Annotated in this window: 11 protein-coding genes; 7 read left to right on the forward strand and 4 right to left on the reverse strand. The window is 70.0% G+C overall.

The window, feature by feature from the left end:
* The first annotated feature begins 16 nt into the window (after positions 1-16).
* Both OU416_RS13910 and OU416_RS13915 read left to right on the forward strand, forming a co-directional pair.
* Positions 17-940, forward strand: a complete 924-nt coding sequence (locus OU416_RS13910; RefSeq protein WP_270927337.1) for a siderophore-interacting protein — start codon at positions 17-19, stop codon at positions 938-940.
* A 103-nt stretch (positions 941-1,043) separates the two neighbouring features.
* Positions 1,044-2,030 (forward strand): sigma-70 family RNA polymerase sigma factor, encoded by a 987-nt coding sequence (locus tag OU416_RS13915; protein WP_333779638.1) that lies wholly within the window; start codon positions 1,044-1,046, stop codon positions 2,028-2,030.
* On the opposite strand, the gene OU416_RS13920 is transcribed toward OU416_RS13915, so the two are convergent.
* On the reverse strand, positions 2,027-2,815 hold the full coding sequence (locus tag OU416_RS13920; RefSeq protein ID WP_270927338.1) for an alpha/beta fold hydrolase: 789 nt from the start codon (positions 2,813-2,815) through the stop codon (positions 2,027-2,029). The genes OU416_RS13915 and OU416_RS13920 overlap by 4 nt on opposite strands.
* Positions 2,816-2,869: 54 nt before the next feature.
* Here OU416_RS13920 and selD point away from each other — a divergent pair, with 54 nt between their 5' ends.
* The 4 genes from selD (at position 2,870) to OU416_RS13940 (ending at position 7,780) form a co-directional block, all read left to right on the forward strand.
* On the forward strand, positions 2,870-3,871 hold the full coding sequence (selD, locus tag OU416_RS13925) for a selenide, water dikinase SelD (protein ID WP_270927339.1): 1,002 nt from the start codon (positions 2,870-2,872) through the stop codon (positions 3,869-3,871).
* Between the two features lie 237 nt (positions 3,872-4,108).
* Positions 4,109-5,269, forward strand: coding sequence for an LLM class flavin-dependent oxidoreductase (locus OU416_RS13930; RefSeq protein WP_270927575.1), 1,161 nt, complete (start codon positions 4,109-4,111; stop codon positions 5,267-5,269).
* Positions 5,266-6,630 carry an NtaA/DmoA family FMN-dependent monooxygenase gene (locus OU416_RS13935; RefSeq protein ID WP_270927340.1) on the forward strand — a complete coding sequence of 455 codons (1,365 nt, stop codon included), beginning with the start codon at positions 5,266-5,268 and terminating at the stop codon, positions 6,628-6,630. The genes OU416_RS13930 and OU416_RS13935 overlap by 4 nt, the downstream gene beginning before the upstream one ends.
* Before the next feature lie 25 nt (positions 6,631-6,655).
* A complete protein-coding gene (locus OU416_RS13940; RefSeq protein ID WP_270927341.1) occupies positions 6,656-7,780 on the forward strand; it encodes an MsnO8 family LLM class oxidoreductase in 1,125 nt (374 codons plus the stop codon).
* Here OU416_RS13940 and OU416_RS13945 read toward each other — a convergent pair.
* Positions 7,777-8,520 carry an SDR family oxidoreductase gene (locus OU416_RS13945; RefSeq protein WP_270927342.1) on the reverse strand — a complete coding sequence of 248 codons (744 nt, stop codon included), beginning with the start codon at positions 8,518-8,520 and terminating at the stop codon, positions 7,777-7,779. The genes OU416_RS13940 and OU416_RS13945 overlap by 4 nt on opposite strands.
* A 67-nt stretch (positions 8,521-8,587) precedes the next feature.
* Positions 8,588-9,874 (reverse strand): M14 family metallopeptidase, encoded by a 1,287-nt coding sequence (locus OU416_RS13950; RefSeq protein ID WP_270927343.1) that lies wholly within the window; start codon positions 9,872-9,874, stop codon positions 8,588-8,590.
* Between the two features lie 758 nt (positions 9,875-10,632).
* On the opposite strand from OU416_RS13950, the gene OU416_RS13955 reads away from it, so the two are divergent.
* Entirely contained in the window at positions 10,633-12,108 is a 1,476-nt protein-coding gene (locus OU416_RS13955) for an HNH endonuclease signature motif containing protein (RefSeq protein WP_270927344.1), read from the forward strand.
* A 720-nt stretch (positions 12,109-12,828) separates the two neighbouring features.
* Here OU416_RS13955 and OU416_RS13960 read toward each other — a convergent pair.
* Entirely contained in the window at positions 12,829-14,031 is a 1,203-nt protein-coding gene (locus tag OU416_RS13960; protein WP_270927345.1) for a dipeptidase, read from the reverse strand.
* Positions 14,032-14,081: the final 50 nt, after the last annotated feature.

The following is a 14,081-nucleotide window of genomic DNA, read 5'->3' on the forward strand; positions in this document are numbered from 1 at the left end:
CTCGGGAGGTTTTCGGATGGCAGGTACGCAGACCGTCCAGCACCGGCCGGACTACCGGCTTTTCCCGGTCGAGGTGGCGCGGGTCCAGCGGCTCGGGCCCAGCTTCGTCCGGGTCACCTTCAGCGCCGGCTGCCTGCGCGGTTTCGGCGCCGGTGGTGACGACCAGCGGATCAAGCTGGTGCTGCCGCAGCCCGGCCGCACCCTCGCGGACTTCCCGGACGGCCCGGACTGGTACCAGCAGTGGCTGGCGCAGCCCGACGAGATCCGCCCCACGCTGCGCACCTACACCGTCCGCGCGTTCCGGCCGGCCACCGCCGAGCTCGACGTCGACTTCGTGCTGCACGGCAGCACCGAGGGGCACGGCGGGCCCGCCTCCACCTGGGCCGCCACCGCCAGCCCCGGGCAGCAGATCGGGCTGCTCGGCCCCGACCGCCCCGGCCGCGGGCGTCCGTGGGGCTGCGAGTGGTCGCCCCCGGAATCGGCCAGCCACCTCGTGCTGGCCGGTGACGAGACCGCCGTGCCCGCGGTCGCCTCGATCGTCGAGAGCCTGCCGCCGTGCGCTCGCGGTGTGGTCTGCCTCGAAGTGCCCGAAGAGCTGGACCGCCAGGACTGGCAGGTGCCCGCCGGGGTCGAAGTGCGGTGGTTCTCCCGCTGCGCGGGCGCGCCGCACGGCAAGCTGCTGGAAGAAGGCGTCGCCGCCGCGCTCGCGGAGCTGCACCCGCGATCGCCCTCCGGCACCGCCGAGCTCGACGACATCGACGTGGACACCGAACCGCTGTGGGAGGTGCCCGCCGAGAACACCCCGCCGAGCCGCCTCTACGGCTGGCTGGCCGGTGAAGCGGGCGTGATCAAGCGACTGCGCCGCATGCTGGTCAGCGACTACGGCGTCCCGAAGCAGTCCGTGGCCTTCATGGGCTACTGGCGCGAGGGGCGCAGCTGACCCGTCACTGTCGGTGCTCCCCCGTACTGTTCCAGTGACTCCACCGGCCGCTGCGCCGGTGGCATCCTGAAGTCGCAACAGGAGCAGCCGAAAGGGGGATCTCTTGGGCGCCACCATGGTCGTCGAAGACTTCGCCACCGCGACCGATCCGTACCGGCGGGAGCTGCTGGCGCACTGCTACCGGATGCTCGGTTCGCTGCACGACGCGGAAGACCTGGTGCAGGAGACCTACCTGCGCGCCTGGCGGGCCTACGACCGGTTCGAAGGGCGCAGCTCGGTGCGCACCTGGATGTACAAGATCGCCACGACCGCCTGCCTCACCGCGCTGGAGAAGCGCAAGCGCCGCCCGCTGCCGACCGGCCTCGGCGGGCCCAGCGAGATGCCCGGCGACGAGCTGGTCGAACGACCCGAGATCCCGTGGCTGGAGCCGATCCCGGACTCGGCCCTGGTGGACGACCCGGCCGATCCGGCCTCGGTCGTCAGCGCCCGGGAGACCACCCGGTTGGCCTTCGTCGCCGCGCTCCAGCACCTGCCCGCCCGGCAGCGCGCGGTGCTGGTCCTGCGCGAGGTGTTCCGGTGGAAGGCCGCCGAGGTCGCCGAGGTGCTCGGCACCAGCACGACAGCGGTCAACAGCATCCTGCAGCGCGCCCGAGCGCAGCTCGCCGAGGTCAAGCCCTCGCAGGACGACCGGCCCGCACCGCTGACCACCGCGCAGCAGCAGCTGCTGGACCGCTACGTCAGCGCGTTCGAGGCCAAGGACATCACCGCCATCGTGCAGCTGTTCACCGCCGAAGCGATCTGGGAGATGCCGCCGTTCACCACCTGGGTGCGCGGCGCGGAGCAGATCGGCCGGCTGGTGGACCTCAACTGCCCGGCCGGGCCGGGCGACATGCGGCTGCTGCCCACCCGGGCCAACGGGCAGCCCGCGTTCGGGGTCTACCTGCGCGGGCCGGACGGGGTCTACCGGCCGTTCCACCTGCACGTGCTGGAGCTGGACGGCGACGTGGTCCAGCACGCGGTGATCTTCTTCGACGTCAGCCTCTTCCCCGCCTTCGGCCTGCCCCTCACCTGCCCGGAACCGCGCGACTAGCCGAGCGGGTGCGCGGCCAGGAACCCGAGCACCGCGCCCGAGGCCTCCGCGCGCTTCTCCTCGAAGTAGGCGTGCCGGGCCCCGGCCAGGTAGTGCACTTCGGCACCGGGGATGCGGTCGGCGAGGATCGCCGCGTTGTCCACCGGGCTGAACACGTCATCGGTGCCGTGCAGCACCAGCGTCGGTGCGGTGATCTGGTCGAGCACCGCCCAGCTGTCGTGGCGGTTGCTGGCTCGCAGGTGCGCGCGGCGGGCGTGACCGGGCATCGGACCGCCCAGGGTGACGTGCGGACCGGGGTGGTCGCGCACCCATTCCGGGCTGTACATGAGATCGATCAGGACTTCGCGGGCGGCTTGCGCCGACGGTTGCGCCAGCGCGCGGGTGATCTCCGCACCGGGGCGCAGGCCGTGCACGCCACCGACGGAGGTGCAGCCCAGCACCAGCGCGCCGACGTGGTCGGCGTAGTCGATGGCCAGCCACTGGGCGACCTTGCCGCCCATCGAAGTGCCGTACACGTGCGCGCGGGCGATGCCGAGCTCGTCGAGGACGCAGATCACGTCGGTGGCGAAGCGGCGGACGCTGTACTCGGCGTCGGCGGGTTTGCCGCTCTGCCCGGTGCCCAGGTAGTCCAGCAGGACCACCTGGTGATCCGCCTCGAAGTCGGCACGCACGTTGTCCCACCAGTGATGGGTGTTGGCCTGCCCGCTGAGCAGCACCAGCGGTTCCCCGCTGCCGTGCGTTTCGTAGTAGATCTCGGCTTGGTCAGCGCTTTTCACGAACGGCACGCGCACCATCTTAATGCGCTGTGCTCAGCGGCCGGAGATGCTCTAATGCCCGGTATGACCGGCTCGGAGCCGATTCGCCTGACCCAGTACGCCCACGGCGGCGGGTGCGCGTGCAAGATCCCGCCCGGTGAGCTGGAAGCGGTGCTGGGCGGGCTCGCGACCACCGCGTCGCACCCCGGCGCGCAGCTGCTGGTCGGCATGGGCACCGGCGACGACGCCGCGGTCGTGCGCGCCGACGGCGGGCCCGGAATCGTGGCCACCACGGACTTCTTCACCCCGGTGGTGGACGATCCGCGCGACTGGGGGCGCATCGCGGCGGCCAACGCGATGTCCGATGTGTACGCCATGGGCGGCACCCCGATCGTCGCGGTGAACCTGCTCGGCTGGCCTCGCGACGTCCTGCCGTTCGAACTGGCCGCGGAGGTGCTGCGGGGCGGTGGCGAGGTCGCCGCCGCGGCCGGCTGCCACCTCGGTGGTGGACACAGCATCGACGACCCCGAACCCAAGTACGGCATGGCGGTGACCGGCCTGGTCGATCCGGACCGGCTGCTGCGCAACGACACGGCCCGGCCGGGAGAGCCGCTCTCGTTGACCAAGCCGCTGGGCATCGGCGTGCTCAACACCCGACACAAGCGCACCGGGCAACGCTTTCCGCAAGCCGTCGAAGCGATGACGGCGCTCAACCGGGACGCGGCGGCCGCGGCGCTGCGGGCGGGCGCGGTGTGCGCCACCGATGTCACCGGGTTCGGGCTGCTCGGCCACCTGTTCAAGATGATGCGCGCCTCGGGGACCTCCGCTGAGATCGACGTCGCCGCCGTGCCGTACCTCGACGGCGCGCGGGATGCGGTGCGCGCGGGCTTCGTCAGCGGCGGAACGCGCCGGAACCTGGACTGGGTGCGGCCGCACCTGGACGCGGGGCAGGCACCGGAGGAGGAGCAGCTGCTGCTCGCCGACGCGCAGACCTCGGGCGGCTTGCTGGTGGTGGGCGAGATTCCCGGTGCGCCGGTGATCGGCCGGGTGCTGCCCGCGTCCGGTGCCGTGCTCGCGCTGCGCTGAGCCGCCGCCCACATCGTGGGCACCGCCGGAGTTCCGTTGACGTTGCGGCGATTCCGGTTCTAGCGTTCACGGCATGGCGCACCCGGTTCAGCTGGTCACCAGGGACCACGTGGACCTCCTCCGGATCATCTCCGCCGCCTGTCCGCGGCGCTGACGGCGCGCACCTGAACTCTTCTTATCCACTGTGGACGAATGACGTCCGCGGTGGTCCACGCCCGCAGGAAGGACGACCTGCAGATGGCACCACCTGAACTGCACCTCGCGGTAGCGCTCGACGGGGCCGGCTGGCACCCGGCCGCCTGGCGGCTGCCGCAAGCCCGGCCCGGCGACCTCTTCAGCGCCCGGTACTGGGTCGATCTCGCGCTGGAGGCCGAGCGCGGCCTGCTCGACCTCATCACCTTCGAAGACGCCCTGGGCCCGCAGTCCAGCCGTGACAGCGGCCCCGACGACCGCACCGACCAGGTGCGCGGACGGCTCGACGCGGGTCTGATCGCCGCCCGCGTGGCACCGCGGACCCGGCGCATCGGCCTGGTGCCCGGCGTCGTGGTCACCCACACCGAGCCGTTCCACATCTCCAAAGCCGTCGCCAGCCTCGACTACATCAGCACCGGGCGAGCGGGGTGGCAGCCGAAGGTGTCGGCGCTGCGCAGCGAGGCCGCGCACTTCGGCCGCCGCGAAGTGCGCGCCGCCGAGCTGTTCGACGAGGCCGCCGACCACGTCGAGGTGGTGCGCAGGCTGTGGGACAGCTGGGAGGACGACGCGGAGATCCGCGACGTGGTGACCGGCCGGTTCATCGACCGGGACAAGCTGCACTACATCGACTTCGCCGGGAAGTGGTTCGACGTCAAGGGCCCGTCCATCACTCCCCGGCCACCGCAGGGACAACCGCTGGTGACCGCGCTGGCCACCGATCCGGCCGGGCAGCGCTTCGCCGCGCGCGCCGCCGACGTCGCGTTCACCACGCCTCACGACGTCGAGCAGGTGCGGCGCGTCGAATCGCGCATCCGCGCCGAGCAGGCCGAAGCCGGCCGCGAGCAGGACCGGCTGCACGTCTTCGGCGACGTGGTGGTGTTCCTCGGGCCTGATGCGGCCGACCGGAAAGCGCAGCTGGACGAGCTCGACGGCGCGGAGTACACATCGGACGCCCCGGTCTTCACCGGCACCGCCGACGAGCTCGCCGACCGGTTGCAGACCTGGTCCGGGGCAGGGCTTTCCGGCTTCCGGTTGCGGCCGGGCGCGATCCCGGAGGACCTGACCGCGATCACCCGCGAACTCGTGCCGGAGCTGCAGCGGCGCGGGCTGTTCCGCACCTCCTACGACACCGGCTCCCTGCGCGGACGGCTCGGCCTGCCCCGCCCCGCCAGCCGCTACGCCACGACATCCGGAGGACGTCCGTGAGCAAGCAGATCCACCTCGCCGCCCACTTCCCCGGGGTCAACAACACCACGGTGTGGAGCGACCCGCGATCGTTGAGCCAGATCGAGTTCTCCTCGTTCGAGCACCTGGCCCGCACCGCCGAGCGCGCCAAGTTCGACTTCCTGTTCCTGGCCGAGGGGTTGCGGTTGCGCGAGCAGGGCGGCGAGATCTACGACCTGGACGTGGTGGGCCGGCCGGACACCTTCACCGTGCTGGCCGGGCTCGCCGCGGTCACCGAGCACCTGGGGCTGGCAGGCACGATCAACTCGACGTTCAACGAGCCCTACGAGGTGGCGCGGCAGTTCGCCAGCCTCGACCACCTCTCCGGCGGCCGGGCCGCCTGGAACGTGGTGACCTCGTGGGACGCGTTCACCGGGGAGAACTTCCGGCGCGGCGGCTTCCTGCCCGAGGACCAGCGCTACGAGCGCGCCGAGCAGTTCCTGCGGACCGCGTGGGAGCTGTTCGACTCGTGGCGCGGTGACGAGATCGTCGCCGACAAGGCAACCGGAACCTTCCTCGCCGATCCGCACGCCGGATCGTTCGCGCACCGCGATGCGCACTTCGACATCGCAGGCCGTTTCACCGTGCCGCGCAGCCCGCAGGGCAGGCCGGTGATCTTCCAGGCCGGGGATTCCGACGCGGGGCGGGAGTTCGCCGCCTCCGCCGCCGACGCGATCTTCACCGGGCACGGAACCCTCCAGGCCGGCAAGGAGTTCTACGCCGACGTCAAGCGCAGGCTGCCGGGACACGGCCGGTCGCGCGAGGAACTGCTGGTGTTCCCGGCGACGACGGTGGTGCTCGGCGACACCGAGGCCGAAGCCCACGAGCACGCCGCGCACATCCGCCACCAGCAGGTCAGCGGGCAGACCGCGATCCGGTTCCTGGAGCAGCTCTGGAACCGCGACCTCAGCGCGCTGGACCCCGACGGCCCGCTGCCGGACTTCGACCCGGAGCCGGGCGAGAACACCATCGCGAAGGGCCGCGCCAGCGTGCGCAGGCACCGGGATCCGGTCGCCACCGCACGCCAGTGGCGCGAGCTGGCCGAGGCCAAGCGGCTGTCCATCCGAGAGCTGATCATCGAGGTGACCGCCCGCCAGTCGTTCATCGGCACCGCGGCGGGCGTGGCGGCGGAGATGAACAGGTTCGTGCAGGAGGACGCCTGCGACGGCTTCATCCTCGTCCCGCACCTCACCCCGGGCGGCCTCGACGAGTTCGCGGACGCGGTGGTACCGCTGCTGCAGGAACGCGGCGTCTACCGCACGGAGTACCCGGGTGGGACGCTGCGCGACAACCTCGGCCTCCCACCGCTGCCGAACCCGCAGCGCAGCAGGAACGCCTCATGAGCCGGTCCGATCGGAGGTCGCACTGATGCCCACCCCACTCTCGATCCTCGACCTCGCACCGATCTCCTCCGGGAGCGGCGCCGCGGATGCACTGCACAACACCATCGATCTCGCCCGCCGCGCCGAACAGCTCGGCTACCAGCGCTACTGGGTGGCCGAACACCATCTCACACCAGGTGTGGCCTCAGCCGCGCCTGCGGTGCTGATCGCGCTGATCGCCGGGGCCACCGGCCGGATCCGGGTCGGGTCGGCGGCGGTGCTGCTGGGCCAGCACTCGCCGCTGGTGGTGGCCGAGCAGTTCGGCACCATCGCCCAGCTGCACCCGGACCGGGTCGACCTCGGACTCGGCCGGACCGCGCCGAACCGCTCGGGCGATCTGGCGCGCCGCTTCGCCGAGGACGCCGACGCGCCGTCGCAGGTCGTGGACGGGCTGCTGATCCCGTCGAAGCCGAAGGGCCTGGCCAAGTCCGAGCGGCTGCTGGCGCGCATCGCCGAGCAGCAGCGGCTGGTCGGCAGCCCGGCGGAGGCGCTGGACTACCGGACGCAGGTCGGCCAGGTCCTGCAGTACCTCACCGGTGGCTTCCGCGACAGCGCGGGCGAACCGCTGCACGCCAATCCCGCGGAAGGCGCCGACCTGGACGTGTGGATCCTGGGTTCCAGCGCCGGGGAGAGCTCGGCGACCGCCGGGGCGCTGGGCCTGCCGTACGCGGCGAACTACCACGTCAGCCCGTCCACGGTGCTGGAATCGGTGGCGGCCTACCGGCGCGACTTCATCGCATCGACCAGGCTGACGCGACCGCACGTGGTGGTCTCCGCCGACGTGGTGGTCGCCGACTCCGGGGAGGCGGCCCGCGAGCTGGCCGCTCCCTACGCGCCGTGGGTGCACAGCATCCGCGCCGGGGCGGGCGCGATCCCGTTCCCCAGCCCGGCGGAGGCCGCCGCGTTCCAGTGGAGCGATCAGCAGCGGGAACTGGTCGCCGACCGGGTGGACACGCAGTTCGTGGGCACTCCGGACGTCGTGGTGCGCGGACTGGCGGCCCTGCGCGATGCCACCGGTGCGGACGAACTGGTGATCACCACGATCACCCACGACCACACCGACCGGGTGCGCTCGTACGAACTGCTGGCCAAGGCCTGGCAGGCGGCTTAGCCGCGGCCGATGAACGGCATCGCGGTGGCGGTGATGGTCAGGAACTGGACGTTCGCCGACAGCGGCAGTCCGGCCATGTAGAGCACCGCATCGGCGACGTGCCGGGCGTCGAAGGTCGGCTCCGGGCGGATGGTGCCGTCCGCCTGGGCCGCACCGGTGGCGATCCCGGAGGTCATCTCGGTGGCGGCGTTGCCGATGTCGATCTGCCCGCAGGCGATGTCGTGCGCGCGACCGTCCAGCGAGATCGACTTGGTCAGCCCGGTGATCGCGTGCTTGGTCGCGGTGTAGGCGACGCTGCGCGGCCGCGGGCTGTGCGCGGAGATCGAGCCGTTGTTGATGATCCGCCCGCCCCGCGGCTGCTGCTCCCGCATGATGCGGAAGGCGTGCTGGGCGCAGAGGAACGAGCCGGTCAGGTTGACCTGCACGACGTCCTGCCAGTCGGCGCTGGAGAGCTCGCCGACGGAGCCGGGAGCCCCGAAGGTGCCCGCGTTGTTGACCAGCAGGTCCACCCGGCCCCACTCGGCGCGCACACCGTCGAACAGCGCGGCCACCGAGTCGGGATCACCGACGTCGGTGGGCACGGCGAGGGCGGCGGCGGAGCCGCGAGCGGTCTCCTGCAGCGGTTCGAGGCGCCGTCCGGCCAATGCGACCCGGTACCCGGCGTCGAGCAGCGCCCGCGCGATCTCCCGGCCCACGCCGGAACCCGCACCGGTCACCACCGCAACTCGCATCTCGCCCATCTGCCCTCCCGGTCCTGGATGTCGGCGACCCGCTCATTGATACCCGAGCGGGCCGCCGACCCACCGGTCAGGCCCCGGCTTCGCGCAGCAGGATGTCGACTGCCGCGTCGTTGCGCTGGGTCTCCCGCTCGATCACCTCGTCGGGCGGGTAGAAGCCGTCGATGCCGCCGCTGGAGGGGTACATCTCGAAGGTGAAGGACAGGATCTTGTGCTTGCCCCACATCCAGTCGTTGACGCTGCCGTCGGTGACGTAGAGGTCGCTGGACTGCTGCGGGGTGTAGCCGTTGGTCCCGGCCATCTCGGTGCCGACCCGGGCGAACCGGTCGTACTCCTCCTGCGTCATGCCCTCGGCCACGTCGTCGTAGGTGTAGCCGTAGGGCCACAGGACCAGTTCCGAGAACGTGTGGAAGTCGATGTGCGCCTTGATCTGCTGCGCACCGTCGACCACGCGGGAGTCGACGAACCGGGCCAGCTCGCTGGGCTCCGGCGCCGAGAACGGCGCGGTGCCGCGGTAGGTCTCGGAAGCCGGGTTGCCGCTGGAACCGCCGCAGCAGCCCCACTGGTAGTCCCAGTTGCGGTTGGTGTCGGTACCGCTGTCCTGCCGGTTCTTCCGCCAGCCCTGGTACTGGCCGGAGGCGACGTCGTAGATCGAGCCGTCCGGGTTGACCACCGGCACGATCCAGATCTCGCGGCTGTCGACGACCTCCTTGATGGCCGGGTCGGTCGCGTAGCCGTCGGTGAACCGGTTGATGATGCGCAGGCACATCTCGGTGGTCAGGTGCTCCCGAGCGTGCTGGTTGCAGCTGAACAGCACCTCCGGCTCGGCCTCGTCCGCCGCGACGTTCCCGCTGATCTTCAAGATCGGGATGTCGCGGCCTTCGAAGGACTTGCCGACGCTGGACTTCGCGGCGATGTCGCCGTGCTCGGCGACGGCCTGGTCGAGGACCTGGTTGACCTCGTCGAAGTCGTGGTACCCCTGGTCATCCGGCGGGAAGGCGGTCGTGCCCGGACCGGCCTGCCTGTCGAGGTTGAGCTTCTGGAGCGCGCTGGCGACGTCCTGCTGCGCCTGCAGCACGAACCCGCCGGCGCGCAGCTGCTCGGCCTGCTCCGGGGTGGCCTCGACGGTGGCCGCGTTCCCGGTGACGGACAGGACCTGCGCGCCGCTGCTGTTGATCTCGGTCCTGCTGCGGCTGTCGGTGTCCGGCACGGTGTAGACCGCGGTGCCACCTGCGCCGGCGGCCGGAACCGCCGCCGGGTCATCGGTAGCGGCCGAGACACCGGCTTGGGCGACGGGCAGCAGCAGGAGACAAGCAGCGGCCGCAATCGTCACTGCGGTGCGCCGTGAACTGAACATCGGACCTCCGATCGATCAGCGGTCGTGGGACTCCGAATCTGACCGACGGCCAGACCCGCCGCCACCAGCGAAAGTGGCATTTCAACCGCTGTCGGTTCCCAGTTGAGCGGGGATAAACGGGAATCCGTGTTCTTGCGGGGTGATCGGTCTGGGGGCTTGGTGGGGTGATGTTCTGGTGTTGTGGGTGGTTGGGGCTTTTATCGGTTGTGTTGTGGTGGGGGTCATCCCCGTGGTTTGGTGGATTGTGGGGGCTGTGGTCCGGATGTCAAGCCCGGCCTGGCGGCCGCCCCTTCGGGGTTTCAGGCTTGACATCCGCACCACAGCCCCGTTTTGGCTCTATGTCACGGGGATGACCCGGTATGGAACGGACCCCGGGCCGTGCTGGCGGGTCGCGGGGCGTGGGTGGTCGGGGCCTTGCAGCGTTAGGTGGCGGGGCGCTCCGTCACCGGTGGTTCGAGTGCCTGGCTGCTGTGTTCTGCGGGCTGGCGGTTGATCAGGCTGGTTTTGGCTTCCGAGACCTGACTGTCAACCGGCCGAGCCTTGCCGTTACCGAAGCCCCCCAATAAGTCCTAATAGGACGGTCGCGCTTTCACGTTCACATCTGGATGCATGCCAACGACACGCCGACGAATACCCTGCCGAATTGTAGATATTTCCTTTGCTCATAATGGTTTTCGCGTTTGGCAGGTGTTGTGATCACCTGATCGTGCGACGGTAATTTGCTCGAATTCTCGTTCGATTGTTGAGAGAATTGATGCATGACACCGCTGATGACCACCCAGGACACGAGCCCCGCCGCTGGCGCGGGCGTGGTCGTGTCCGCCTTGCCCGCGTGGGATGCGTCCACGCCGGGCGGGTCGTGGGCGCCTGCGGTTGATTCCTACACCGATGAGGAGCTTGCGGCCCGGATCGGCCAAGTGGAACAACAGATCCGCCAGGCCCGAATGGAGCAGCTGCGGCTGATTGCCGAAGCCGACCGCCGACGCCTCCACGCTACCCACGGCGCGCGTTCCACCCAAGCATGGTTGAAGACCCTGCTCAACATCGACGGCCAGGACGCCACCACCCGGGTCCGCATCGCCACCGCCACCACTCCCTCGCCGAACCCGGGTGAGGACACCGACGACTCAACCAACCCCACCGACAGCCAGGACAGCGCCCGAGTCGATCTCCCGGCGACTGGAGAAGCCCTGGCAGAAGGTGTGATCGGTCTGGAGCATGCGCGGGTGATCTCCCGCTGCGTGTCCAGGCTGCCCGAGCATGCCCAGCACCGTGCGGCCGAGGTGGAGCGGCTGCTGGTGGAGAACGCCTGCCGCCAATGCCCCCGCGACCTGGCCAAACTCGCCGACCGGATCCGCTACATGCTCGACACCGACGGCGCTGTGACCGATGAACGGGCGCAGTTCGAATCACGGGAGCTGCACTACGCCACCGCCCGAGACGGAATGCTTGTCATCAAAGCCCGACTCGACCGCGAGACCGGCGCGAAGTTCGTCACGGCTTTGCGTCCGTTGGCGGCGCCGCGCCCGGAGTCTGATGGGGTCAAGGACCCGCGCACGGTCGGGCAGCGCAACGCCGACGGCCTGTCGACCCTGCTCGACCTCGTCCTCGACACCGACGGGATGCCCCGCACCGGTGGTCAGAAGCCGCACCTGACGGTCACCATCGACTACACCGACTTGAAGAACCAGCTCCCCACTATCAACGGCGGCGAGATCGCCGTTGCTGGTGCGGGGATGTTGGAGGGCACCGGCCAGTACCTGAGCCCGCAGACGGTGCGCAGGATCGCTTGTGACTGCGAGGTTCTCCCGATGGTTATGGGCGGGGACAGCCTGCCTCTGGATGTGGGTGCTTCGCAGCGGACCGCGCCGACGCATATTCGTGCCGCACTGCTCGCGAGGGACGGGGTGTGTGCGTTCCCGGAATGCGACCACCCGGCCGGAACACCTCAAGCCCACCACATCGTGCACTGGGTCGACGGCGGCCCGACGAGCGTGGACAACATGCTGATGCTGTGCGCTCACCACCACCGCACCATCCACAACCACCATTGGGATATCGAACTCCAGCGTGGTCGCCCGATGTTCACCCCACCGGCAAACGTGGATCCGACACGCACACCACGACCTGGCGGGAAAGCCCAACCCGCCACACACCACCACGCCCTCCGCACCCTGACCACACCACCAGAAGGCAGACCGCCAGCGGGCAGACCGCTAGCGAACACACGCTGACCCCACCCGAGACCGGGCGGGGCACCCCACCCTGCCCACCCACCGAACAACCGGCCAACCGGCCAACCGGCCAACCGGCCAACCGGCCAACCGGCCAACCGGCCAACCGAAAGCTACACGCCGCCAGGCGACATCAACCCACCACCAACACACCAGCACCACACCCAGAAACCTCGCAACCCGAACAAGAAAGGAACCCACTGATGACGAACCAAACCATCACCCAGCACGAAACGGCCACCACCAGGCTCCGTCGCCACACCCCGATCAACCACCAGCCCGCACCGCACACCAACCCCGCACACCACCTGTCGGCGCCGGAACACACCACCACCCAACCCCGAAAAGCCCCAACCACCCACGCCCCGCGACACGCCAGCACGGCCCGGGGTCCGTTCCATACCGGGTCATCCCCGTGACATAAAGCCAAAACGGGGCTGTGGGCCGGATGTCAAGCCTGAAACCCCGAAGGGGCGGCCGCCAGGCCGGGCTTGACATCCGGACCACAGCCCCCACAATCCCCCAAACCACGGGGATGACCCCCACCACAACACAACCAATAAAAGTACCGCGCACCTTGAAAACTCAAGAGTGGAAACAAGAAGCGCCCCAAGATTCGTGGATTCCCTGACGACCAAAACCCCAACGCCAGGGAATCCACGAACACGCAAACGATTAGACCGGCAACCAGGCGAAGTAACCCACCCAAACTCCCCTGGACTACGCCCCAACCCCGTCGATCTGCTCGATCGTCGCGATCGACGGCCGCTCAACCTGCTGCAGATCCCGAGCCACCGCCTCCGCATCCCGGAGCACCCGGACCGCGTTGCGCCAGGTCAGCTTGCCCAGGTCGGTCTCCGACCAACCGCGCTCAAGCAGCTCCGCGATCAGGTTCGGGTAACTCGCGACGTCCTCCAACCCCTCCGGAGTGAAGGCGACGCCGTCGTAGTCACCACCGAGCCCGATGTGGTCAACACCCGCAACCTCCCGCATGTGGTCCAGGTGGTCCGCCACCGTCGGCACCGTCGCGACCGGCTTCGGGTTGGCCTCCTCGTAGGCCTGCAGCACCGCCTTCGCCTCCGACGAGGTGGACAGCGGATCGAAGCCGCGCTCGCGGAGAACGTCCTCAGCCGCCTTGGTCCACTCGACCGCCGCGGGCAGGACGAACTTCGGCACGAAGGTCGCCATCGCCACCCCGCCGTTGGCGGGCAGCGCGGCCAGCACGTCGTCAGGGATGTTGCGCGGGTGGTCGCATACCTCCCGCGACGAGGAGTGCGAGAAGATCACCGGCGCACGGCTGGCCCGCAGCGCGTCGCGCATCGTGCTCGGCGCGACGTGCGAGAGGTCCACCAGCATGCCCATCCGGTTCATCTCGCGCACCACCTCGACGCCGAAGGCCGTCAGGCCGTTCGCGGCGGGTTCATCGGTCGCCGAGTCAGCCCACGGCACGTTGTCGTTGTGGGTGAGCGTCATGTACCGGACACCCAGCTGGTGCAGCGCGCGCAAGGTCGCCAGCGAGCAGTTGATCGAGTGGCCGCCCTCCGCGCCCAGCAGCGAGGCGATCCGGCCGCCGGCCCTGGCCGCCTCCACTTCATCCGCCGTGCGCGCCAGCTGGAGCTCGTCCGGGTAGCGGGCGATCAGGTTGTGCACGCAGTCGATCTGCTCGAGGGTGGCGCTGACCGCCTTGTCCCCCTGGTACTCGGCCTTGACGTACACCGACCAGAACTGGCCGCCGACCCCGCCCGCTCGCAGCCTGGCCAGGTCGGTGTGCAGCCGGGCCGACTGGTCCTGGGCGATGTCGCAGCGCTCGAGGTCGTAGCCGACCTTCTCGCGCAACGCCCACGGCAAGTCGTTGTGCCCGTCGAGCACCGGGTTCTCGGCGAGCAGCGCTCGGGCCCGCTCCACGGCGGCCGCGTCGGTCATCAGAACACCTCAATCCGCGAGTTCAGCACCTGGCCGCGAGGATATCCGGC

Origin of the sequence: Saccharopolyspora indica, from assembly GCF_027853965.1 — a bacterium.
In the GTDB taxonomy this organism is placed as follows: domain Bacteria; phylum Actinomycetota; class Actinomycetes; order Mycobacteriales; family Pseudonocardiaceae; genus Saccharopolyspora; species Saccharopolyspora indica.

Bases quoted from the DNA above. Each gene is read 5' to 3' on its own strand.
- OU416_RS13950 (WP_270927343.1), bottom strand. From the start codon at position 9,874: ATGTTCAGTTCACGGCGCACCGCAGTGACGATTGCGGCCGCTGCTTGT.
- selD (WP_270927339.1), top strand. From the start codon at position 2,870: ATGACCGGCTCGGAGCCGATTCGCCTGACCCAGTACGCCCACGGCGGC.
- OU416_RS13940 (WP_270927341.1), top strand. From the start codon at position 6,656: ATGCCCACCCCACTCTCGATCCTCGACCTCGCACCGATCTCCTCCGGG.
- OU416_RS13945 (WP_270927342.1), bottom strand. From the start codon at position 8,520: ATGGGCGAGATGCGAGTTGCGGTGGTGACCGGTGCGGGTTCCGGCGTG.
- OU416_RS13930 (WP_270927575.1), top strand. From the start codon at position 4,109: ATGGCACCACCTGAACTGCACCTCGCGGTAGCGCTCGACGGGGCCGGC.
- OU416_RS13960 (WP_270927345.1), bottom strand. From the start codon at position 14,031: ATGACCGACGCGGCCGCCGTGGAGCGGGCCCGAGCGCTGCTCGCCGAG.
- OU416_RS13910 (WP_270927337.1), top strand. From the start codon at position 17: ATGGCAGGTACGCAGACCGTCCAGCACCGGCCGGACTACCGGCTTTTC.
- OU416_RS13955 (WP_270927344.1), top strand. From the start codon at position 10,633: ATGACACCGCTGATGACCACCCAGGACACGAGCCCCGCCGCTGGCGCG.